Genomic DNA, 22,685 nt, shown 5'->3' with positions numbered 1-22,685 from the left:
CCTCGGGCAGCGGGGAACTGGCCGGGGGGATCGGGGCGGGTTCTTTCCAGCCGACCGAGCTTGCCGACCTCGTGGCACGCATAGCCGGCTCACGCCGAAGCCGCGTGGACGAAGAAGATTAGAGCATCGGACCCAGAGCCCGATGTTCCGCGCTATAATGCGGCTCATGGAGTGGGGCGAAAGACATGCCGATTACGCTGCTTGACGGAATTCTCGTCGGCTTCACTCTGGTCTCGGCGATGCTCGCCATGGTTCGCGGCTTTTCGCGTGAAGTCCTGTCCGTCGTCTCCTGGGCAGCGGCGGCAGCGGCGGCGTTCTTCTTCTACAAGCCGGTTGTGCCTTACCTCGCGCCCTACATCGAGAATGAAAAGATCGCCATGGCGGCCGCCGCCGGCGTCGTCTTCATCATCGCGCTGATCGTCGTCTCGGTCATCACCATGAAGCTGGCCGACTGGATCATCGATTCGCGGATCGGCGCGCTCGACCGTACGCTCGGTTTCCTCTACGGCGCCGCGCGCGGCATCCTGGTCGTCGCCGTCGCACTGCTGTTCTTCAACTGGCTGGCTGGTGCCAAGGCACCGGCCTGGGTCACGGAGGCCAAGTCGCGACCGCTGCTGGAGCAGATCGGCGCCAAACTCGAAAGCCTGCTGCCCGAGGATCCGGAAAACGCGATTCTCAAGAAGCTCAATCCGAATCAGCCGGCCGCCGAGACGCCAGCTGCTCCGGACGCACCGGCTGCGGATGCTCCGGCGGGCGGCGACGATGCCAACACACCAGCGCCTGACGACAATGACGCAACACCTCCGGCCAACAACGCTCCGGCACCAGCGGCGCCGGCAAACTGACGCCGAAAACGGCGTCAGGATCCGACGATAGTGTGAACGACCGCACGGCCCGCGTTGCTTTCGGCGCGAACCCGCATTATATGGCGATTTTAGCGGAGCTTAAGATGGCAGACGCAGACGACGTGCTTTCCGCCGAGGCCGACGACCATTTCCACGACGAATGCGGTGTGTTCGGCATTTTCGGCCGGCAGGACGCGGCAGCCATCGTTACATTGGGCCTGCATGCGCTGCAGCATCGCGGCCAGGAAGCGGCCGGCATCGTTTCCTATGACGGCAGCCAGTTCCATGTCGAACGCCATGTCGGCCTGATCGGCGACACCTTCACGAAGCAGCGCGTCATCGACAGCCTGCAAGGCAACCGCGCCATCGGCCATACGCGCTACGCCACCACCGGCGGCGCCGGCATGCGCAACATCCAGCCCTTTTTCGCCGAATTGGCCGATGGCGGCTTCGCCGTCGCCCACAACGGCAATCTGACCAACGCCATGACCGTGCAGCGCGCGCTGCAGAAGCAAGGCGCGATCTTCTCCTCCACCTCCGACACCGAGACGCTTTTGCACCTCGTCGCCACCAGCAAGGAGCGCGACCTCAACTCGCGTTTCATCGATGCGGTGCGGCAGGTCGAGGGTGCCTTTTCGCTGGTGGCGATGACGGCCAAGAAGATGATCGGTTGCCGCGATCCGCTCGGCATCCGGCCGCTGGTGCTCGGCGATCTCGACGGCGCCTGGATCCTGGCCTCCGAAACGTGCGCGCTCGACATCATCGGCGCGCGTTTCGTTCGTGACCTGAAGCCCGGCGAGATGGTCGTCGTCACCTCCAAGGGCATCGAGAGCCTGTTCCCCTTCGAGCCGCAGAAGACCCGCTTCTGCATTTTCGAATATGTCTATTTCGCGCGGCCGGATTCCTCGGTGGAAGGCCGCAACGTCTATGAGGTGCGCAAGCGCATCGGCGCCGAGCTGGCGGTTGAAAGCCCGGTCGAGGCGGACATCGTCGTGCCGGTGCCGGATTCGGGCACGCCGGCGGCGATCGGCTTCAGCCAGGCCGCAGGCATTCCCTTCGAGCTCGGCATCATCCGCAATCATTATGTCGGCCGCACCTTCATTCAGCCGGGCGATTCGATCCGCCACATGGGCGTCAAGCTGAAGCACAATGCCAACCGCCGCATGATCGAGGGCAAGCGCGTGGTGCTGGTCGACGACAGCATCGTGCGCGGCACCACCAGCCAGAAGATCGTGCAGATGGTGCGCGACGCCGGCGCCAAGGAGGTGCATATGCGCATCGCCTCACCGCCGACACGCGCCTCCTGTTTCTACGGTGTCGACACGCCGGAGAAATCGAAGCTCCTGGCATCGCGCATGTCGATCGAGGAGATGGCCGAGTTCATTCGCGTCGATTCGCTCGGCTTCCTCACCATTGACGGGCTCTACCGCGCGGTCGGCGAGGCCAGCCGCGACAACGACCAGCCGCAATTCTGCGATGCCTGCTTCACCGGCCAGTATCCGACCCGCCTGCTCGACTTCGAAGGCCACGACAATGTGCGCACGCTGTCGCTGCTGGCGACGAGCGGGACGTAGGCCGGACCGTCATCAGCGTTAGTCAAATTCCCGGAATCCATCGCATGACCCTCGACCTTTCCGGCCGCGTTGCGGTCGTCACCGGCGCCTCGCGCGGTATCGGCTATTTCATTGCCAAGGAATTGGCTGCCGCCGGCGCGCATGTCATTGCGGTGGCGCGCACTGTCGGAGGACTGGAAGAGCTCGACGACCAGATCAAGGCGGCCGGCGGCCAGGCGACACTGGTGCCGCTCGACCTCGCCGACATGGCCGGTATCGACCGCCTGGGCGGCGCCATCCACGAACGCTGGGGCAAGCTCGACATTCTCGTCGCCAATGCCGGCGTGCTCGGCGTCATCTCGCCGATCGGTCATGTCGAAGCAAAAACCTTCGAGAAGGTGATGACCATCAACGTCACCTCGACCTGGCGGCTGATCCGCTCCGTCGACCCCCTGCTGCGGCTCTCCGACGCTGGACGAGCGATCATCCTGTCTTCCAACGCAGCGCACTCGGCGCGTGCCTTCTGGGCACCCTACGCGGCTTCCAAGGCCGCGGTGGAGACGATGATGCGCTCCTGGGCACATGAGACGCAGAGCCTGCCGCTCCGGGTCAATGCCGCCGACCCCGGCGCCACCCGCACCGCCATGCGTGCCCAGGCAGTGCCGGGGGAAGATCCCGAGACGTTGCCGCATCCCTCCGAGATCGCCAAACGCATCGTGCCGCTGGCCAGCCCGGACCTGAAAGAGACCGGATTGATCTTCCAGGCCAAGCACAATCGGTTCGTCGCCTATCGCCAGCCGGAATAAAACTAGAGCCTTTTTTGCCGCATGTCGGTTTCCCAAAAACCACTGCATACTTTTAGGCGACATGCGTAGGGATTAAACAGGCCTCCGGCAACGTTTCTTCTGATGTAACCCGTCGAAGACCAACCGGAGGACCGACATGCGTAAACTGCTTCTCGCCACCGCCGCCACCCTGATCGCAGCCGCGGGCGCCGCTTACTCGCAAGATGCCAAGATGGGCTTCTTCGTCACCAGTGTCGGTTCCGGCAAGGGTGCCGACCTCGGCGGCCTCAAGGGCGCCGACGCGCATTGCGCGTCGTTGGCGGAAGCCGCCGGCGTCACCGGCAAGAGTTGGGCCGCCTATCTGTCGACCAGCGACACCGACGCCCGCGACCGCATCGGCAAGGGGCCATGGGTTAACGCCAAGGGCGTCAAGATCGCCGACGATGTCGCCTCGTTGCACAGCGATGCCAACGGCATCACCAAACAGACAGCGCTCAACGAGAAAGGCGAAGCGGTCAACGGCCGCGGCGACACGCCCAACCGCCACGACGTGCTGACCGGCTCCAAGCCCGACGGCACCAAGATCGCCGACCAGACCTGCGGCGACTGGACGACGAGCGGGGCGGAAGGCGCCGCGATGATGGGCCATCATGACCGCGCCGGTCTCGACGATTCGGCAGCGGCCAAATCCTGGAATTCCTCGCACGCCTCGCGCGGCGGCTGCAGCCAGGAGGCGCTCAAGGGCACCGGGGGCGATGGCTTGTTCTATTGTTTTGCCACCAACTGAGCCGATTGCGCTTCGAAATCGGGCTGGAAACCCCCGTCACATCACGCGGCTGTGATGTGACGGCGGGAAGCTGTGCGGCGGTCAGGCTTTCGTCATTTCCATGGAGTTGGTAGGGTCACAGCGACTCCCACAACAGCGCCCAACTGGCAGAACAAGGAAATCCCCATGGCTACGACCGCAGCAGCGTTGGTCTGGTATCTGGTAATCGCCGGCCCGCAAGGCGGCATGGTCGTGCTGCCCAGCACCTTCGACAAACGCGAACAGTGCACCGCCGCCATCACCGAATATCAGAAGCAGCCGACACCGGCCGGCTGGTCGGTGCAATGCGTGCCGAGCGCCTCGCCCTTCACTGACGAGGGCGACGCCGAAGAACCGTCGGCGCAGTAAGCATCAGCGGCGTGCGCTCACCGTCAGCTCCGGCTTCTGGTTGATGGTCTGGAACACCACGCAATAACGCTCGGTCAGCTTCAGCAGCGAGTCTACCCGCTCCTGCGGCTCAGCGGTGTCGAGGTTGAAATTGAGCCGGATGGCGCGAAAGCCGACCGGTGCATCCTTGGCGACACCGAGCGTGCCGCGAAAATCGAGATCGCCTTCGGCCTCCACCGTGGCGGCGCCGAGCTTGAACTCGAGCGCCGTCGCCACCGCCTTGAGCGTCACCCCGGCGCAGGCGACCAACGCCTCCAGCAGCATGTCGCCCGAGCAGAGCTCAAGACCTGAGCCGCCTGTTGCCGGATGCAGGCCGGCGATGGCGAGCGCCCTGCCCGTCTCCACCTTGCAGGCAACCGACTGGTCGTCGATGGAGCCCTTGGCGCGAAGCGTGATCAGGGCCTGCGAAGCATCGTCACGATAGGCCTGCTTCAGCGGCGCCTGCATGGCCTTCAGTTCGGTCGCATCCATCCGCTTTTCCCTTTCGTCGACTGCTTGCGTCACCGGCATACGCCGTCCGGTCGAGATTTGCGCCGATCACCGTGGCAAGGCAATGCCGTTCCGCAACAGGAGACAGCGGTCAACACCGATATCCCAAATGGGACATTGACGGACAAGGTCCCAAAAACGTCTGATCCGGGCAAGTCATCACTCCATTTCCCAGCGGTCCCAAGATGCCCCGTACTCTCTCGACAAGGCCGAAACAGGATGGGTTTCGCGCGCCCGGCGAATTCGAACCAAAGTCAGGCTGCTGGCTGATCTGGCCGGAGCGGCCGGACACCTGGCGCCTCGGCGCCAAGCCCGCGCAAAAGCTGTTCGTGGATGTCGCCACGGCGATCGCGCAAAGCGAGCCAGTGACGGTGGCGGCCTCCGCTCGCCAGTGGCAGAATGCCCGAGCGCGATTGCCCGGCCATGTGCGTGTCGTGGAGATGTCCACCAACGATTCCTGGCTGCGCGACAGCGGTCCCAATTTCGTCGTCAACGATCAAGGCGGCGTGCGTGGCGTCGATTGGATCTTCAACGCCTATGGCGGTTTTGACGGCGGCCTCTACGCGCCATGGGACCTCGATGATCTGGCAGCGCAAAAAGTGCTCGAAATCGAGAACATGGATCGCTACCGCGCACCGCTGATCGCCGAGGGCGGCGGGTTGCAATGCGACGGCCAGGGCACCCTCATCACCACCGAGCAATGCCTGCTCAACCGAAATCGCAACGCCCATCTCGGCAAGGCCGAGGTGGAGCGCCAGCTTGGCGACTATCTCGGTGTCGACACCGTCATCTGGCTGCCGCGTGGCCTTGCCTTCGACGAAACCGACGGCCATGTCGATGACGTCTGCTGCTTCGTGCGTCCCGGCGTGGTCGTGCTGAGCTGGACCGACAATCGGGAGGACCCGCAATACGAGATTGTGCGAGAAGCCGAAGAGGTGCTGCGTTCGGCCCGTGATGCGCGTGGCCGCGCACTGGAGATCCACCGGCTGCCACATCCCCTGCCGATCGAGATGACGCCGGAAGAAAGCGAGAGCGTGGACCGGCTGGATTCGACCTGGGCGCGACCGGCCGGAAACCGGATCGCGGCGAGCTACATCAACTACTATCCGGGCAACAGCGTCGTGGTGGTACCGCAGTTCGGCTGCGATCTCGATGTGAAGGCCAAGCAGACGCTGGCCGAGCTGTTTCCCGACCACAAGATAGTCGGCATCGAGAACTCACGCGAGATCCTGCTGGGTGGCGGCAATGTCGCCTGCATCACCTTGCCGGTCTATGCCCCGCAACGCCGTTGAGGGACGGGGCACGCCGAAAACAGACAGCGAAAACGGAGGACATTTATGCGCGCTCTGATCTTCTCAACCCTGCTTGCCTGCGGCGTCTGCGCAAATGCGGCTTCGGCTGACGAGGAAAAGATCGTCAACGTCTACAACTGGTCCGACTACATCGCGCCGGACACCGCCGAGAAATTCGAGAAGGAAACGGGCATCAAGATTCGCTACGATGTCTATGACGGCAACGAGGTACTTGAAACCAAGCTGCTCACCGGCGGCTCGGGATATGACGTGGTCTACCCCTCAGCCTATCCGTTCCTGAAGAACCAGGTGAAGGCGGGGGCGTTCCTGGAACTCGACAAATCGAAGCTTGCCAACCATTCGAAGATCGATCCGCAGGCCTTGGCGCTGATCGCGGGCGCCGATCCGCAGAACCTGCATGCCGTGCCCTATATGGCCGTCACCGACGGCATTGGCTACAACGTCGCCGCGGTGAAGCAGCGGCTGCCGGACGCGCCGACGGATTCCTTCGCCATGGTCTTCGACGTGGACGTGGTCAAGAAGCTCTCCGATTGCGGCGTGGCCATGATCGATGCGCCGGCTGAAGTCATCCCGATGGCGATGAACTATCTTCACATCGACCCCAAATCGACCAGTCCCGACGACCTCGCCAAGGTCGAGGACCTGATGGGCAAGGTGCGGCCCTACATCCGCTATTTCCATTCGTCGAAATACATCAACGACCTCGCCAACGGCGACATCTGCGTGGTGTTGGGCTGGTCGGGCGACATACTTCAGGCAAGGACCCGTGCGGCGGAATCCGTGAAGAAGCTGGAGATCGCCTACTCCATCCCCAGAGAAGGCACGCTCATCAACTTCGATACGATGGTGGTGCCGAAAGATGCGCCGCATCCCGACAACGCCCAGGCCTGGATCAACTTCAATCTGCGGCCCGATATCGCCGCGGCCAATTCCAGCTATGTCTCCTATGCCAATGCGATACCGGAATCCCTGCCGCTGATGGACAAGGCCATAGCCAGCGATCCCGGCGTCTTTCCGCCTGATGCCGTGAAGGCCAAGCTGTTCGTGGTCGACAACAACGACCCAAAGCTGCTGCGATCACAAAACCGCATGTGGACGCGCATCGTGACGGGGCAATAGAGTCGGCGGAAGCCGTCAGGCTCAAGCGGCTTCGCGGAAGGCCGCCAGCAGCTCGACCTGGGAGTGCACGCCGAGCTTGCGGTAGATCTGCTTGATGTGGTTGCGGACGGTGCCGGGCGAGACGGCGAGGCTTCGCGAAATCGTCTTGGCGTTGCCACCCTCGACCAGATGCCGCGCAACCTCGGCCTCGCGCCTGCTCAGCCGCGAGCGTCCGTCACCGATTGCGGCGCCCTTGTCCCGGGAGCGGCACAGATGAAGCAATCTTTGCAGAATGAGCCTCGTCGCGCTGCTTGCCGCGCAAGCCATCTCCAGATCCTGATCGCCAAAGGCCGGTGCCCCGTTTCGCCGCAGGAAGGTGACATAGCCAGCGGTCAGCCCGTCGAGATTGAACACGCCGGTGATCTCGTCGAAACTGTCGGAAGGGCCGAAGAATTCGCGATAGTAGGGGGTACGCTGGAAGTCGCCATTGCGGAGTGCCGACAGCGGCAACAGGAAATCCTGTCTTGTGCTGGCGAACCTCTGGAAGAAGGGATCCTGGCGATACAGTCGTGCATCGTAGTCGCGGTTCCAGCGATCGGGGCCGGCATCGTCGATGGTCAGGGATGTGATGTCTCGACGGTAGAAGCCGACATAGGCGCGGTCGGAGCCAAGCAGTCCGCTCGCCGCCGCTGTGAAGCGAGCGGACAATTCTTCGGGCGTTGCAGCCATGGCCGCGGCGGCGACACCACCGCTCCAGTGTCCAAACCGATCGAGAGAGATGTTCGACTGCATTCCGGCTCACATTAGCGCAAGCCGTTGCAGGTTCAAGACAGCCATTTCCTTTGACTTCGATCCTCTCGGCCATACCTATGCGGGAGTCGTTGTCGCGGAGCCATCATGCTGGTCAAGCTGAAACTGATCTTCCTCATCCTGCCGATGCTTGCCGTCCTGGCGCAGCCCGTCCTGGCTGAAACGGCGGAGCGGCCGGCACCTGCGGGCGGTGTGCTGTCCCTGCTGCCGCCGCCGCAGACCACCAACCATTCGATCACACTGGCCGGGCGCAAGCTGGATTACCAGGCAAAGGCAGCGACCCTGTCGCTGCTGTCGGGCAACGGCGACGTCACGGCGGAGATCTTCTATGTCGCCTACACGCTGGAGCCGCCGGCGAGCGTGGCCAAAGACCCGCAGCGGCCGATCACCTTCGTGTTCAATGGCGGCCCTGGAGCAGCGTCCGCCTATCTGCATCTCGGCGCACTCGGTCCACGGATAATCGCGACGAGAGCCGATGGCGAACTCCTGCCCTCACCGCAAAGACTGATCGACAATCCGGACAGCTGGCTCGACAGGACGGATCTCGTCTTCGTCGATCCGGTGGGGACCGGCTACAGCCGCGAGGCACCGGGGCAGGACACGCGCGATTTCTGGGGCGTCAACCAGGATGCCAGCTCGATTGGCGCCTTCATCCGGCTCTATCTCGCGCAGAACGGCCGCACCGGGACGCCGCTGTTCCTCGCCGGCGAAAGCTATGGCGGGTTCCGCGCGGCGCTGCTCGCCAGGACATTGCAGGAAGATATTGGCATCAGTCCGAACGGCATCGTGCTGATCTCGCCGGCACTGGAGTTCACGCTGGTGCAGCCCGACGAATTCGAGCCGCTGCATTGGGCGCTCGAACTGCCGTCACTGGCGGCGGTGCGGCTACGCACCGAAGGCGTCAGCGGCGATGCATTGCGGGAGAAGCTGGCCGAAGTCGAACATTATGCGATGGGCGATTACCTTACGGCAATCACCAGCGGACTGGAGCAAGGCAGGCGGCTGGCGAGCCAGCGCGTCGCTGAGATCACCGGCCTGCCACTCGATTTGGTGCAACGGAACTCCGCTCGCATCCCCACCAGCCTGTTCGCAAGGGAGTTCGCCCGTGCCAGCGGCAAGGTGCTCAGCCCCTATGACGCCACGATCGGCACAGCCGATATCGCGCCTGAGAGCGCCCGCATCGCCGGCCCGGATCCGGTGCTCGACCGCAGCGTGCCGGCGCTGACGTCGGCTTTCGTCGGCTACATCCGTGACGAATTGAATTTCCGCACCGATGTCAGCTATCGGCTGCTCAATGGCGAAATCAGCCACAAATGGGATTACGGGACCAGCGCCTCGCGGCAAGGCTATGCCGGAGTGATGGACGATCTGCAGCGCGCACGCTCACTGAACCCTTCGCTTGGTGTCGTGATCGTCAACGGCTACACCGACCTGGTCACGCCTTACCTCGCCTCGCGCTACCTGGTGAACCAAATCCCATCGCTCGCCGATGCCAAGCCTATCCGCCTCGATGTCGTCGAGGGCGGGCACATGATGTATTTCAGGTCCGACGGCCGACGCGCGCTGAAAGAAGCCGCTTCGGAGCTTTACCAGGCGACGCAGTAGGCATTGCGACAGTGCAGCTCGGCATGGCCCCCTGCCCCAACATAACCAGCGGGCTGGCGTAGCGCCGCAGCGATTTTCGCCCTTATAGCTTGGTGCCGAGGGAACTGAATTCACAGCTCCTCGTGTCGCTCCTCACAGCATTCTGCCGCTCCGGCAATTTGGTCCCACGCGCCTTATGGCCGATATCGCCATTCTCGAAACACGCGAGCGGGTGCTTGCAGGCATCCTGCTGACCGGTGCGGCCTATTTGCTGTTTTCGACACAGGATGCTTCGATCAAGCTGTTGGTCGTCGGCATGAGCGTCTGGCAGATCATGTTCTTCCGCAGCATTGCCATTCTGGGCGCGTGCGCGGCGATCGGCGGACGACAGTTGTTTGCCGACACGATGCGCTCGCCGATCGTGCGGCCGATGCTGGTGCGCAGTGCCTTCACGCTTGCTGCGTGGCTCTGTTACTACAACGCCGCGCGCAGCCTGCAGCTCGCCGAGCTGACCACCGTCTATTATGCGGCCCCGATCATCGTCACAGTGCTTTCAGTGTTCCTGCTCGGCGAAAAGGTGCCGATGCTGCGCTGGCTGGCGGTGCTGATCGGCTTTGCCGGCGTGTTCATCGCTTGCGATCCGACCCATCTCGGCCTGTCCGTGCCGGTGCTGCTGGTGCTGGCGGCGGCCTTCTTGTGGGGCATCGCCATCGTGCTCTTGCGCAAGACCGCCCTTGCCGAGCGCTCGATCATCCAGCTCCTGCTCAACAATTTCTATTTCCTGCTGTTTTCGGCGGTGCCGGCATTGTTGTTGTGGCGGACACCGGACGGGGCTCAGTTGCTGCTCCTTGCCAGCGTCGGCGCACTCGGCGGCCTGGCACAATATCTTCTGTTCGAAGGCATGAAGCGCACACCGGCTTCGGTCCTTGCGCCGCTGGAATACACCTCGCTGTTGTGGGCATTCGCACTCGGCTTTGCGATCTGGGGCGACGTGCCGCGCCGCGAGGTGTTCCTGGGCGCTGCGCTGATCGTCGCCGCCGGCCTGTTGATCGTCGGCACCGAGCATTTTCGCAAACGCCTATGATGTGGATCACCATCATTGCTGACACTACGATGTCAGGACCAAGCGGCGTAGGCTGGTTGCATGACTGACATTGCAGCCGCCACCGACACCGCCGCAGAGCGCACACTCGGCATCATCCTGGTGTCGTCCTCAGCTGCCGTTTTCGGCCTGACCGGTGTTCTGACAAAGTCGATCCATGCCGACCCGTTGACCATCATCTGCTGGCGCGGCTTTGTCGGCGCCATCCTGATCAGCTTCTATGTGCTGTGGCGGCGTCACCGTTCCGGTAACCGCGAAACGCTGCGGCTTGGCTGGCGTGGCTGGCTGCTGGCGGTAGAGGGAGCTCTGGCCAGCATCGCCTTCATCTCGGCGTTCAAGTTCACCTTCGTCGCCAATGTCGCGGTCATCTATGCCACAGCACCTTTCGTCACCGCGCTGCTGGCTTGGGTTCTGACGCGCGAACCCTTCCGGTTGCAGACGATGGTCGCCGCCGCCGTGTCGCTGTGCGGCGTGGCGATCATGGTCTGGTCCGGCTTCGGCACCGGCAATCTGTTCGGCGACGGACTGGCACTGCTGATGACCATCGGCAGCGGCCTCTACATGATCATGGTGCGCGCGTTCCGCGACACGCCGGTGGTGTGGGCCGGCGCGGTTTCGGCGTTCCTGCTGTTCCTGCTCGGCTGGTTCGTCACCGATCCGCTGGCGGTTTCGCAAAGGGATGCCGTTCTGCTCGCCACGTTCGGCGCGTCCTTTGCGTTGTCCTCGATCCTGTGGACGGAGGGCGCGCGGCTCATCCCGCCGGCCGAATCCGGACTGCTCGGCTCGGCCGAAGTGCCGTTCGCGATCCTGTTTGCCTTCCTGTTCCTGGGCGAGATTGCACCAGCCGCCAGCATGATCGGCGGCGTCATCGTGTTGTGCGCGGTGTTCGCCCATGCGGGGCGGGATTGGCTGAGGGCCCGCTCGCAACGCATGGCCGGCCCGCAACGCGTGGCGTCAAATATTTCTTAAAAAAGTGACACAGTCACGGAACCATCATCCGGGTCAGGCATTATGGGTGCGACGGGCCATCCCCAAGTCCCCCCAAACCCCTCGGCCCGTCCTACTCCAAGCCGACCGTAAGGTCGGCTTTTTCTTTGGGCATTCAGCCCGACAAGGCAAGGTTGCCGCCGAGCAGAGCCGCCAGATCGCCCGCCGGACCATCGGAGCCAGCGCGCAACCGGATGGCGAACTCAGCCATTGGAACCTGCGGCAGGCCAAGCTCGCGCGGCGCCTCGACAATGCCGGAATGGGCAAAGCGAGCCGTTCGCAGCGTCAGCGCGACACCGGCGTTCACCGCCGTGCGCAGGCCGGCCAGACTGGCGCTGCCGGCAGCGATGCGGTAGCGCCGGCCGGCAGCATCGAGTGCGGCAAGTGCTGCCTCGCGAAAACCGCAATACGGATCGAGCAGCGCCAGCGGCAATTCCTCCTGCCGCGAAGCCAGCCCTTTTTGCGAACACAGCCATATCATCGGCTCGCGCAGCACGCCGACCTCGTCCAACGCCGCTGCCTGGCGCATGACGATCGCCAGATCGAGGCCGCCAGACTGCAGCGCCTGCGCCAGTTCGGCGGAGCGGCCGACCCGCAATTCGATCCTGACGCGTGGATGGCTGCCGGCGAAGGCACGCAGCAGGTCCGGCAAGCCGCTGTCGGCGAAATCCTGTGTCGTGCCGATGGCGACGCGTCCGGCAGCGCGCGCCCCCTTGAGCGCCAGCCAGGCCTCGCGATGGGCGGCAAGAATGCGCCTGGCATGGCCGACGAGGTCTTCGCCTGCAGGGGTCAAGCCGCGCCCTCGCCCTTGCGGCGCCAGCAGCGGCTCGCCGAGGATTTCCTCCAGCCGCTGCATCTGGGTGGTCACCGCCGAGGGCGAACGGCCGATGCTTGCAGCCGCCTGGGCCAGTGAGCCGCTGTCGACGAAAGCGAGGAAGGTTCGGAGCAGATCGTGATCGAGCGTTTCCATACTTCGATGTTATCGAATCTTCAATTAAAAACAATTTGATTTTTTTGATCTAAAGATGGTGGCATGGCTGTTTCAACGGCAATCGGACGCCGCTCAAGCCAAGGAGAAGAAAAATGCCCATCATCAACATCAGCGTCACCGGCAAGCCCGACGCAGCTCTTTCAGCCAGCATCGCAAAGGAGATCACTGAAATCACCGCGACGCAGCTGCGCAAGGACCCGACGATCACGGCAGTTGCCGTGTCCTATGTCGATCCGCAGCACTGGTTCGCCGGCGGCAAGTCGCTGGCCGAGCACGGCACCAGCACGTTCTGGCTTGATATCAAGGTGGTCGACGGCACCAACACCAAGCTTGAGCTGGAGGCCTATCTGAAGGCGATTTTCGCGGCCTTCGGCCGTCTGCTGGGCGGCGTGCACGAGGAGAGCTACGCCTTCGTACATGAAGTGCCGGCAGCCGCTTACGGCTATGGCGGCAAGACGCAGGAATTTCGTTTCATCAGTGGACGGCTGCAGGCGGCATGACAAGCAGCTTCCCGCACCAAGGGAAGCAAAAGCTCCGCATTGACCTTGCTCCCACATCGTCTAGGTTCTGGCCGACACGGCCGCAAAGAGCCGAGATGCTAAAAACGTTGGGAGAGACGCGGCATGATCCTGACACTGGCGCTGCTTGCGGGTCTTGTTCTGGCCTGGCTGCTGATCGGCGTGGCGGAAAAATTCCGCCTCGGCCTGCGCTTCACCCAGGCGCTGCTCTATGTGCCGTTCAAGCTCGCCTACCGGATCGGGGATAGCCGCATCAGGATCGCCCGCAAGGCACAGGCTCCAGTCATCTACGTCATCTCGCATCAATCGCGCTTCGAGCCGGCGCTGATGCTGTCGCTGCTGCCGGAAGACACGCTGCATATTCTCGATGAGGTCTCGGCGCGCTCGCCGTGGCTCGAACCTTGGCGAGAGCTTGGCCGTACCATCGCCTTCAACGCCGAACATGTCTTCGTCAGCCGCCGGTTGGTGCGGGTGCTGAAGGGCAAGGGCCGGCTCGCTGTCTATCTGCCGGATGCGGTCGAGCCTGATGTCAAGACGTTTCGGCTGTTTCGTGCAGTCACCCGCATCGCCATGCAGGCCGATGCCAAGATCGTGCCGATCTTCGTCGGCGGCGCGCGCGGCCTGCCGGTGTCGCTGACACCCGCGGACAAGGCGCCACGACACTGGTTTCCGCAGCTGTCGATCAGCGTGCTGGAACCTATGACCATCGCCGAACTGGTGGCGCGCAACCCCGATCAGGCCTCGAACACCAACGCGCTGTTCGACCGTGTCGCCGAGGCGCGGCTCTTCGGCACCAACCTCGATCGTGGCCTGTTCCTGGCCATGCGCGATGCCGCCGACCGCGTCGGCGCTTCGCATATCATCATCGAGGACGTGATCTCCGGGGCGCTGAGCTACCGCAAGCTGTTCATCGGCGCCCGCGTCCTGGGCAGGCGCTTTGAGGCGGTGACGGCTCCGGGCGAGGCGGTCGGCGTGATGCTGCCCAATGCCAACGGCGTCGTGCTGTCGCTCACCGGCCTTCTGTCGTCCGGCCGGGTGGCGGCGATGATCAACTATACAGCCGGACCGGCGAGCGTCACCGCTGCCGTGCGCACGGCGGTGATAAGGACCGTGATTTCCTCCCGCGCCTTCGTCGAGAAGGCCGATCTGGCCGATATCGTCGCGGCGGTCGAAAAGGGTGGTGCCAGGCTGCTGTGGCTGGAGGATGTGCGGGAGAGCGTTACCGCGCTGGACAAGCTTGCCGCCGCTCTGCTGTGGCGCTGGCCGCTGCAGCGGCAGGATGCGGCCAAGCCGGCCGTGATTCTGTTTACCTCGGGCTCGGAAGGCACGCCGAAGGCGGTCGTGCTGTCGCACAAGAACCTGTACGCTAACGCCATGCAGGCCGAGGCGCGGATCACCATCTCGCCGGCCGACATCCTGCTCAACGTGCTGCCGGTGTTCCACTCCTTCGGCCTGACGGGCGGCACCATCCTGCCGCTGGTCACCGGGGTAAAGCTGTTCCTCTACCCCTCGCCGCTGCACTACAAGATCATCCCCGAGGTGGCGCGCAAGGTGAAGCCGACCATTATGTTCGGCACCGACACGTTCCTCGCCAACTATGCGCGCACCGCCAAGGACGGCGATTTTTCCAGCCTGCGCTTCGTCGTCGCCGGCGCCGAGGCGGTGAAGCCGGAAACCCGCCGCGTCTATCGCGAGCGCTTCCAGGCCGAGATCATCGAAGGTTTCGGGCTGACCGAGGCGGCACCGGTGGTTGCCGTCAACACGGCAATCCATGGCCGCGACGGCACGGTCGGCCGGCTGCTGCCTGCCATGCGCATGAAGCTGGAGCCGGTCGAGGGCATCTCCGACGCCGGCCAATTGTGGCTCGACGGGCCGAACCTGATGATGGGCTACATGACGTCGGACCGCCCCGGTGAGTTGCAGCCGCTGACCGGCTGGCACGATACCGGCGACATCGTCGCCGTCGACCGCGAGGGCTTCATCACCATTCGCGGCCGCGCCAAGCGCTTCGCCAAGATCGCCGGCGAGATGGTGTCGCTAGGGGCGGTCGAGATGCTGGTGCAGTCGCTGTGGCCGGAGGAGCGCCACGCGGCTGTGGCGGTGCCGGATAAGAGACGCGGCGAGCGCATCGTGCTGGTCACCACCGCCGACGATGCGAATCCCGACGAGCTGCGCAAATTCGGCAAACAGGCGGGCGCCGCCGAACTGATGGTGCCGAACGACATCGTCAAGGTGGAGGAAATCCCGGTGCTGGGTTCCGGCAAGACCGACTATGTGTCGACGAGGAAATTGGCGATCGACAGGCTGGGGCTCGGCGTCGCGGCCTGAGTCAGATCAAGCACTTCTGCGAATTTTCTAACCTATATCGGAGGGCGGCACTTTCTCGCCCTCGCGCTTGGCGCGCTTCGAATAGGCGCGCACGCTGAATGGCAGGAAGATCAGGTAGCCGGCGACCGAGGCGGTCAGCGTGTACCAGGGATAGGTCATCAGCAGGAGCACGTAGAGTACGACACCGAGGATGATCGGCAACACCCTGTCGCCCGGGATCCTTAGGCTCTTGCCGGAATAGACCGGCAGCCGGCTGACCAGCAGGAAGGCGACCAGGATGGTGAAGCCGGTGGCGACGAAGGCGGCGGGGCGACTGGGCTCCAGCCCTGTGCGCAGGAAATAGAGATAGAGCGGCAGCATCACCAGCACGGCGCCCGCCGGCGCCGGCACGCCGACGAAATATTCGGACTGCCATATGGGGCGATCGCCCTTCTCGTCATCGAGGACGTTGAAACGGGCGAGCCGCAACCCGCAGGCGATGGCGAACAGCAGTGCCGCGATCCAGCCCGGCGAGCCGGCGCGGTCGAGCAGGAAGGCATAGAGCACCAGAGCCGGCGCCACGCCGAAATTGACGATGTCGGCCAGCGAATCCATCTGAGCGCCGAATTTGGAGGTCGCCTTCAACATCCGCGCCAGGCGGCCGTCGATGCCGTCGAGGAAGGCGGCAAGCAGCACCATCACCACCGCCGGCTCGAAGCGGCCTTCGAAGCCGAAGCGGATGCCGGACAGGCCGGCGCAGATGGCGAGCACGGTGACCAGATTGGGCAGCACCATGCGCATCGGGATTTCGCGGATGCGCGGACCGCCGCTGGCATGGGCCTCGAACTTTTTGTATTGCGTGCCCACCGGTCAGGAAACCCGAACAAGAGGCGTGCCGGCAACACCGCCGAATTCGGCCAGCACGGTTTCGCCGCCAACCGCCGTCTGGCCGACGGCAACGCGCGGCGTGGCGGTCAGGGGCAGGAACACATCGACACGCGAGCCGAAGCGGATCAGGCCGAAACGCTCGCCAGTGCCGATTGAGCCGCCGGCCTCGGCCCAGCAGACGATGCGGCGCGCCACCAGGCCGGCGATCTGGACGGCCGCGACCGTACCGTTGGGGCTCTCGATGACCAGGCCGTTGCGCTCGTTCTCGGTGCTGGCCTTGTCGAGTTCGGCATTGAGGAATTTGCCCGGCCGGTGCTCGATTTTCGCAATACGGCCGCGCACCGGGGCGCGGTTCACGTGGCAGGAGAAGACGTTCATGAACACCGAAATGCGGGTCATCTCTGCATTGCCGAGGCCGAGTTCGCGCGGCGGCACGGCGGGTCCTACCGCCGAGATGATGCCGTCGGCGGGGCTGACCACCAGGCGGTCATCGACCGGCGTGACGCGCTCGGGATCGCGGAAGAAATAAACGCACCAGGCCGTCAGGATCAGACCGATCCAGAACAGGATCGAGGAGAAATAGCCGAGGAAAAGCGTCGCCGCGCCAAAGGCCGCGATGAAGGGATAGCCTTCGCGATGGATCGGTACGAACGCGTTCTTGACCGTATCGACAAGGCTCATCGGGTGTAAACGGGCTCCGTTTCAGGTGGGGCCTCAATAGCCGAAAGCCCCCCTCGCCGCAACGCAACAATAGGGAATGCCGTATTGGGTGCGCCGGCAGGGGTCGCGATCCGCTTGCCCGGTCAGTGTCGTTGTCGGCAGAATTCGGGACACCGACGGTTCAAGGCGCGGGAAAAGGTTGCCCGTCCATGATCCCAAATCCCAAGACGTTCTGAAGCCCGTACCGGCCAGGTGCTCAAAGTCGAAGCGCCGGCACCTGGCATCGGTTGGCCGTAACGGCTTTTCTACAGCCCAGGTACTCTCTGATAGTTGGCGATGTCGGCGCGCACGCCGAGCCGGGCGATCGTCTCGTGCGGGTTGAAAGCGATGCGCTCGTGCGCGGCCTTGACGATCGGCACGACGTTGTCGATGGCTGCCTGGCTTTCCCATTCGACGATGGTGACGAGGTTGAATTCGCCCGGCCCGGAGAATTGCTCGAGCAGGAAGTCCTGGACGAAGCCCTGTTGCAGGCGCAGCAATTCATGCGTTGTCCTGACCTTGGCGAGTATCTCCTCGCGGGCGGCGGCAGGCACAACGAATTTGTCCACCCTGAACACGCTGCGGCCGTCAACGCTCTGATTTGTCTTGCTCATTCCGATTTCTCCGTTCCTGGATCATGGTGTTTTTTGGGCTCCAGGAACGGCCTACAATCTCAACTTATGTTGAGGTCAAGCGCAAAAATCAGGTCATGCGCCGAACTTTCAATTCACCTCCGACGTTCGCCGACGAACGACAACGCCAAGCTCGTCGCCCTCGCGGGCGATGCGTAGGCGCTCCTCGGCCTCGGTCGCCTCGCGCTGGCGGTCCCACATCGAGGCGTAGAGGCCATGCTTGCGCATCAACTCGGCATGGGTGCCGCGCTCGGCGATCTGGCCGTCCTGCAGCACGATGATCTCATCGGCCGTGATCACCGTCGACAGGCGGTGGGCGATGACGATGGTGGTGCGGCCACGGCTGACCAGATCGAGCGCGGCCTGGATCTCCTGCTCGGTGTGGCTGTCGAGCGCCGAGGTCGCTTCGTCGAGCATCAGGATCGGCGGCGCCTTCAGGATGGTGCGGGCGATCGCCACGCGCTGCTTTTCGCCGCCCGAAAGCTTCAGCCCGCGTTCGCCGACCATCGACTTGTAGCCGTCAGGCAATCGCTCGATGAACGGACCGATCTGGGCTAGTTCAGCGGCTTTCTGCATGTCCTCCTCGCTGGCTCCGATGCGGCCGTAGCGGATGTTGTAGGCGATGGTGTCGTTGAACAGCACGGTGTCCTGCGGCACCATGCCGATCGCGCCGCGCAGGCTCTCCTGCGTCACTTCCCTGATATCCTGGCCATCGATCAGCACCTGGCCGCCCTGCACGTCGTAGAAGCGGAACAAAAGCCGCGAGATGGTCGACTTGCCGGCACCCGAAGGCCCGACAATGGCGACGGTCTTGCCGGCCGGCACCGCGAAGCTGATGCCCTTCAGGATCTTGCGGTTCGGGTCATAGGAAAAATGCACGTCGCGGAACTCGACCTTGCCGGCGCTCACGGCGAGCGGCCTGGCATCCGGCTTGTCGACGATCTCCTGCGGCACATCCAGAAGGTCGAACATCTGCTCGATGTCGGTCAGCCCCTGGCGGATTTCGCGGTAGATGAAGCCGATGAAATTGAGCGGCACCGACAGCTGCATCAGCATGGCGTTGATGAAGACGAAGTCACCGACCGTCTGCGTGCCGGCCTGCACTTCAAGCGCCGACATGCACATGACGATGACGGTGCCGAGGCCGAAGATGATGCCCTGGCCGAAATTCAGCCAGCCGAGCGAGGTCCAGATGCGCGTCGCGGCGACCTCGTAGCGTGCCATGGAGCGGTCGAAGCGCTCGGCTTCCATGCTTTCGTTGTTGAAATATTTGACCGTCTCGTAATTGAGCAGCGAGTCGATCGCCTTGGTGTTGGCGTCGGTGTCGCTGTCGTTCATGTCGCGGCGGATCGAGATGCGCCAGTCGCTGGCGCGCACCGTGAACCAGACATAGACCCAGACGGTGACCGCGACGACGACCACATATTTCCAGCCATAGGTGTAGGCGAAGATGCCTGTGGTCAGCGCGAATTCGAGGATGGTCGGCGCCGTGTTGAGCATGATGAAGCGCACGATCGTCTCGATGCCCTTGGTGCCGCGCTCGATGATGCGCGACAGGCCGCCGGTGCGACGCTCCAAGTGGAAGCGCAGCGATAGTTGGTGCATGTGAACGAAGGTGCGGAAGGCGAGCTGGCGCACCGCGTATTGGCCGACGCGTGCAAACAGCGCGTCGCGCAGCTGATTGAAGCCAAGCTGCACCAGGCGCACGACATTGTAGGCGACGACCAGCATGACCGGCGCCAGCAGAAATGTCGGCAGCGGTGGCACCGATTTGGAGTCGCCGGCCAGCGCGTCCGTTGCCCATTTGAAGAAATAGGGACCGGCGACCAGCGTCAGCTTGGCGACGACGAGCAACAGCGTCGCCCAGGTGACCCGGGCTCTCAGATCGGCGCGATCCGCCGGCCACATATAGGGCCACAAATTGAGCAGCGTCTTGAAGGTCGAGGAGTCGGAGACGGTTTTTTCGGCCATTTTTGGCGCCTTCTTCTTATTTTCAGCGGCCGGAGCAGCAGGAATTGACGAGGGCGGCCACCGATGCAGAAACATCGGCGAGCGCGGCACGGTCGATCGCATAGCGCGAACGCTGGCGATCGGGCTCGAAGCGAACCAGCCCGGCTTCGACCAGTATTTTCAGATGTTGTGACACGGTGGACTGCGCCAGATCGAACCGATCGACGACTTCGCGGCAGTAGCAGGAGTTGCTTGCGGACAAGTATTTCAGGATTTCGATCCGAGCCGGGTGCGAAAGTGCTGCCAGCCGGGTGGCAACGGCTCGGCTGTCCGGGGTGCAGCCAGGTGCGTTTGTTTCCATAAGGGATTCAGTCATCGTCCATCGGCGATAGACGATGAGCAGGTCTGCGGCAAGCTACCCCGATGGGTAGAGCGACCTAATCTCCCCCCCCTTGAGGGGGAGATGTCACCAAAGGTGACAGAGGGGGTCGGTGCGTCCTGACGCGACGTCGTTTGGAGAAAAGAGAAGGTCGGCGCTTCACGCGCGACGACCCCTCTGGCCTGCCACCTCCCCTCAAGGAGGGAGATTGGCCAATCGCCAACCCTACTGCGTCTTGGCCGGCGCTGTCGTTGCCTGCTCGCCCATCGCCTTGAGGTCGGCGGCTTCGCCTTCCTTCGACTTTTCCGGGACCTTGAACACCTGCCCCGGCCAGATGCGGTCGGGATCGCTGATCTGGTCCTGGTTGGCGAGGTAAATGGTCGAGAAGCGCACGCCATGGCCATAGACGCGCCGTGAAATCCGCCACAGCGTGTCGTTGCGGCGGATGATGACGGCGCCGTCGGCATGTTCAAGTTTGGGCGCCACGGTCTCGGGCACATCGCTCGGCGGCGTCGCCTCCGCCACAACGGCCGGAGCGTCGGTGGCGGGAGCAGGCGTCGTGGCCGGAGCCGTTTCGGCCGCGGCCGGCGCCTCGGCGGCGGCCGGTGCGGCCGGCTTGGGCTGAACGGGCTTCGGCGCAGAGGGTGCCACGGCGGCGACCGCTTCGCCCGGCTCGCGCTCGAACGGCACGGCTGCGCGGGCCACAACTGTCACACCGTCGGTATCGAGGCCGTCGACACGGATTGTGTAGCTGCCGACCGGAATGTCGCGGGTCGCCTCGACCAGGAAATGACCGTCCGTCGACGTTTGCGCATCACCGAGCAGGATGTCGTTGGCATAGGCGCGCACCTTGCGGCCGGCATCGGCGAGACCGGCGACAAAGATCTTGCTGCCGTCGATCTCGACCGCCTCGACGACGATCTTGGGCTCGGTCACGCCTGCAGCGGGCGGCGTCGCCGGCGCTGCAGGAGCCGGTGCTGCTTCCACCACGGCAGGTGCTGGGGCGGCTGGTGCCGGAGCAGTTGCGGGCGCTTCGGCTGCGGGAACAGCCGGCGCGGCGGCCTGAGCAGCCGGCTTTGCCGCGGGCGCGGGAACGGTCAGCAATTCGGCCGGCTTGCCCGGCTCCTCGACCATGGCCAGCACCTGGCCGGCCGCATCCTTGGGAACCGAAACCACGGCGGTCTGCACCGAGGGCGTTACGACATCGCCCGTGGTCGCGCGCAGCGCGATCGTATAATCACCGTGCTTCAGCGGATCGTCGAGAATGATAACGAAGGCGCCATCGGGACCAGCGACCGTCGAGCCAAGCACCGTCGAGCCGTTGAGGATCTCGACCTTGGCGTTGGGCGCCGCATTGCCGGCGACGACAATCGAGCCATTGCTTTCGACGCGCACGACATCGAAGGACGGTGCGACCGGACCGGCCGCAGCCGGCGCCGCCGCGTCCGCGGCCGGTGCGGCCGGTGCCGTTGCCTGGGGCACCGCGGCGGGAGCCGCAGGGACCTCCGCGGCGGGCAGCCGCGCTTCGGTGCCGGGATCGGCCGATTTTGGCGCTGCGGGCGGCGTCTGCGCCGCCACTTGCGCCGGCGGCATGGGATTGAGATACGGGTCAAGTGCGCCCGATACATAGGCGGTTCCCGCGGCCGCAACGGTCCCACCCGCCGCGAACAGGAACGCCTTCAGTGGATTGCTTGCCATACTTCCCTACCCCTTAGCCACCTAACGCCGGTCTAGCCTGTTTTATCAATACCGACAAGAAAAAGCCCGGACTTGTTAACTCTTGGGGCTTGACCCGGCTTTCAGACCCAATCACCAATCATCGGCATGAACACGATTCGATCCGTCTGCGTCTATTGCGGCTCGTCTCCGGGCCGCGATGAAACCTATATCAAGGCCGGACACCTGCTCGGACGCTCGATTGCCAAAGCGGGACTGCGGCTGGTCTATGGCGGCGGCACCAAAGGCATCATGGGCGCTGTCGCCGAAGGCGCGCTCAAGGCCGGCGGCAAGGTAACGGGCATCATTCCGCGCTTCCTGATCAACAAGGAAGCGAGCGAAACCGCGCTTGACCGGCTCGATGAACTCTTGATCACCGACAACATGCACGAGCGCAAGCACAGGATGTTCGAGAAATCCGACGCCTTTGTGGCGCTGCCGGGCGGGATCGGCACGGTCGAGGAGATCGTCGAGATCATGACCTGGGGGCAGCTTGGCCATCATCGCAAGCCGATCGTCTTCGCCAATGTCAAAGGATTTTGGGATCCGATGCTGGCGTTGCTCGATCACATGGCCGCCGAAGGCTTCATCCACACCGCACAGCGGGTCAAGCCGCTGGTTGTCGACGACCCCGAAGCGATCGTCGCCGCCATCATGGTGGCAGGGTCCTCCGTCGATGCTCCGACCGAGGGCGTGCAGTCGGTGATCGATAAAATGTAGGGGAGTAAGGGAATAGGGCAGTAAGGCAGTATGTGAATTGCCTGGAGTGTCCTGCCCTACTGCCCTACTGCCCTACTGCCCTACTGCCCTACTGCCCTACTGCCCT

Annotated in this window: 22 protein-coding genes; 13 read left to right on the top strand and 9 right to left on the bottom strand. The window is 63.8% G+C overall.

The window, feature by feature from the left end; all coding sequences use genetic code 11:
• The first annotated feature begins 185 nt into the window (after positions 1–185).
• The 5 genes from EOB80_RS33055 to EOB80_RS33035 all read left to right on the top strand — a co-directional run bounded on the left by EOB80_RS33055 (position 186) and on the right by EOB80_RS33035 (position 4,357).
• Positions 186–845, top strand: a complete 660-nt coding sequence (locus tag EOB80_RS33055; RefSeq protein WP_127332160.1) for a CvpA family protein — start codon at positions 186–188, stop codon at positions 843–845.
• 104 nt (positions 846–949) lie between these two features.
• A complete protein-coding gene (purF, locus tag EOB80_RS33050; protein WP_013532528.1) occupies positions 950–2,419 on the top strand; it encodes an amidophosphoribosyltransferase in 1,470 nt (489 codons plus the stop codon).
• Between the two features lie 44 nt (positions 2,420–2,463).
• A complete protein-coding gene (locus tag EOB80_RS33045; protein ID WP_013532529.1) occupies positions 2,464–3,204 on the top strand; it encodes an SDR family NAD(P)-dependent oxidoreductase in 741 nt (246 codons plus the stop codon).
• Between the two features lie 136 nt (positions 3,205–3,340).
• Positions 3,341–3,970, top strand: a complete 630-nt coding sequence (locus tag EOB80_RS33040; protein ID WP_127332158.1) for a hypothetical protein — start codon at positions 3,341–3,343, stop codon at positions 3,968–3,970.
• Between the two features lie 165 nt (positions 3,971–4,135).
• Positions 4,136–4,357: a hypothetical protein gene (locus EOB80_RS33035; RefSeq protein WP_013532531.1), complete on the top strand. Its 222-nt coding sequence runs from the start codon at positions 4,136–4,138 to the stop codon at positions 4,355–4,357.
• 3 nt (positions 4,358–4,360) lie between these two features.
• On the opposite strand, the gene EOB80_RS33030 is transcribed toward EOB80_RS33035, so the two are convergent.
• A complete protein-coding gene (locus tag EOB80_RS33030) occupies positions 4,361–4,867 on the bottom strand; it encodes an OsmC family protein (RefSeq protein ID WP_127332156.1) in 507 nt (168 codons plus the stop codon).
• Between the two features lie 203 nt (positions 4,868–5,070).
• Here EOB80_RS33030 and aguA point away from each other — a divergent pair, with 203 nt between their 5' ends.
• Positions 5,071–6,177: an agmatine deiminase gene (aguA, locus tag EOB80_RS33025; protein WP_127332154.1), complete on the top strand. Its 1,107-nt coding sequence runs from the start codon at positions 5,071–5,073 to the stop codon at positions 6,175–6,177.
• 45 nt (positions 6,178–6,222) lie between these two features.
• Positions 6,223–7,317, top strand: a complete 1,095-nt coding sequence (locus EOB80_RS33020; protein WP_127332152.1) for a polyamine ABC transporter substrate-binding protein — start codon at positions 6,223–6,225, stop codon at positions 7,315–7,317.
• Positions 7,318–7,338: 21 nt separating this feature from the next.
• Here the strand turns inward: EOB80_RS33020 and EOB80_RS33015 are convergent, their stop codons facing one another.
• Positions 7,339–8,088, bottom strand: a complete 750-nt coding sequence (locus EOB80_RS33015; protein ID WP_127321132.1) for a helix-turn-helix transcriptional regulator — start codon at positions 8,086–8,088, stop codon at positions 7,339–7,341.
• Positions 8,089–8,193: 105 nt separating this feature from the next.
• Between EOB80_RS33015 and EOB80_RS33010 the strand changes: the two genes are divergently transcribed.
• The 3 genes from EOB80_RS33010 (at position 8,194) to EOB80_RS33000 (ending at position 11,761) form a co-directional block, all read left to right on the top strand.
• Complete coding sequence (locus EOB80_RS33010) at positions 8,194–9,711, top strand: alpha/beta hydrolase (RefSeq protein WP_127332150.1); 1,518 nt, start codon at positions 8,194–8,196, stop codon at positions 9,709–9,711.
• A 175-nt stretch (positions 9,712–9,886) separates the two neighbouring features.
• Entirely contained in the window at positions 9,887–10,774 is an 888-nt protein-coding gene (locus EOB80_RS33005) for a DMT family transporter (protein ID WP_127332148.1), read from the top strand.
• 60 nt (positions 10,775–10,834) lie between these two features.
• Complete coding sequence (locus tag EOB80_RS33000) at positions 10,835–11,761, top strand: DMT family transporter (RefSeq protein ID WP_127272333.1); 927 nt, start codon at positions 10,835–10,837, stop codon at positions 11,759–11,761.
• 133 nt (positions 11,762–11,894) lie between these two features.
• On the opposite strand, the gene EOB80_RS32995 is transcribed toward EOB80_RS33000, so the two are convergent.
• Positions 11,895–12,749 carry a LysR substrate-binding domain-containing protein gene (locus EOB80_RS32995; RefSeq protein WP_127332146.1) on the bottom strand — a complete coding sequence of 285 codons (855 nt, stop codon included), beginning with the start codon at positions 12,747–12,749 and terminating at the stop codon, positions 11,895–11,897.
• A gap of 113 nt (positions 12,750–12,862) precedes the next feature.
• On the opposite strand from EOB80_RS32995, the gene EOB80_RS32990 reads away from it, so the two are divergent.
• Both EOB80_RS32990 and EOB80_RS32985 read left to right on the top strand, forming a co-directional pair.
• Positions 12,863–13,270 (top strand): 4-oxalocrotonate tautomerase family protein, encoded by a 408-nt coding sequence (locus tag EOB80_RS32990; protein ID WP_127323288.1) that lies wholly within the window; start codon positions 12,863–12,865, stop codon positions 13,268–13,270.
• Positions 13,271–13,393: 123 nt separating this feature from the next.
• Complete coding sequence (locus EOB80_RS32985) at positions 13,394–15,616, top strand: AMP-binding protein (RefSeq protein WP_127332144.1); 2,223 nt, start codon at positions 13,394–13,396, stop codon at positions 15,614–15,616.
• Between the two features lie 27 nt (positions 15,617–15,643).
• On the opposite strand, the gene EOB80_RS32980 is transcribed toward EOB80_RS32985, so the two are convergent.
• The 6 genes from EOB80_RS32980 to EOB80_RS32955 all read right to left on the bottom strand — a co-directional run bounded on the left by EOB80_RS32980 (position 15,644) and on the right by EOB80_RS32955 (position 21,841).
• Positions 15,644–16,390 (bottom strand): phosphatidylcholine/phosphatidylserine synthase, encoded by a 747-nt coding sequence (locus EOB80_RS32980; protein WP_236383118.1) that lies wholly within the window; start codon positions 16,388–16,390, stop codon positions 15,644–15,646.
• 75 nt (positions 16,391–16,465) lie between these two features.
• Positions 16,466–17,164: a phosphatidylserine decarboxylase gene (locus EOB80_RS32975; protein ID WP_127268237.1), complete on the bottom strand. Its 699-nt coding sequence runs from the start codon at positions 17,162–17,164 to the stop codon at positions 16,466–16,468.
• 284 nt (positions 17,165–17,448) lie between these two features.
• On the bottom strand, positions 17,449–17,796 hold the full coding sequence (locus EOB80_RS32970) for an antibiotic biosynthesis monooxygenase (RefSeq protein ID WP_127268238.1): 348 nt from the start codon (positions 17,794–17,796) through the stop codon (positions 17,449–17,451).
• Between the two features lie 108 nt (positions 17,797–17,904).
• The gene (locus tag EOB80_RS32965; protein WP_127332142.1) at positions 17,905–19,785 is read right to left on the bottom strand and encodes an ABC transporter ATP-binding protein/permease; all 1,881 of its coding nucleotides are present in this window, start codon (positions 19,783–19,785) and stop codon (positions 17,905–17,907) included.
• A gap of 22 nt (positions 19,786–19,807) precedes the next feature.
• Positions 19,808–20,140: a metalloregulator ArsR/SmtB family transcription factor gene (locus EOB80_RS32960; RefSeq protein ID WP_127323175.1), complete on the bottom strand. Its 333-nt coding sequence runs from the start codon at positions 20,138–20,140 to the stop codon at positions 19,808–19,810.
• A gap of 228 nt (positions 20,141–20,368) precedes the next feature.
• Complete coding sequence (locus EOB80_RS32955) at positions 20,369–21,841, bottom strand: LysM peptidoglycan-binding domain-containing protein (protein ID WP_127332140.1); 1,473 nt, start codon at positions 21,839–21,841, stop codon at positions 20,369–20,371.
• A gap of 126 nt (positions 21,842–21,967) precedes the next feature.
• On the opposite strand from EOB80_RS32955, the gene EOB80_RS32950 reads away from it, so the two are divergent.
• Entirely contained in the window at positions 21,968–22,579 is a 612-nt protein-coding gene (locus EOB80_RS32950; protein ID WP_127332138.1) for a TIGR00730 family Rossman fold protein, read from the top strand.
• Positions 22,580–22,685 lie beyond the last annotated feature (106 nt).

Origin of the sequence: Mesorhizobium sp. M7A.F.Ca.MR.245.00.0.0, from assembly GCF_003997415.1 — a bacterium.
Taxonomy (GTDB): Bacteria; Pseudomonadota; Alphaproteobacteria; order Rhizobiales; family Rhizobiaceae; genus Mesorhizobium.
Note: the sequence above shows the minus strand (reverse complement) of the source record. Positions and strands in the feature narration are given on the sequence as shown.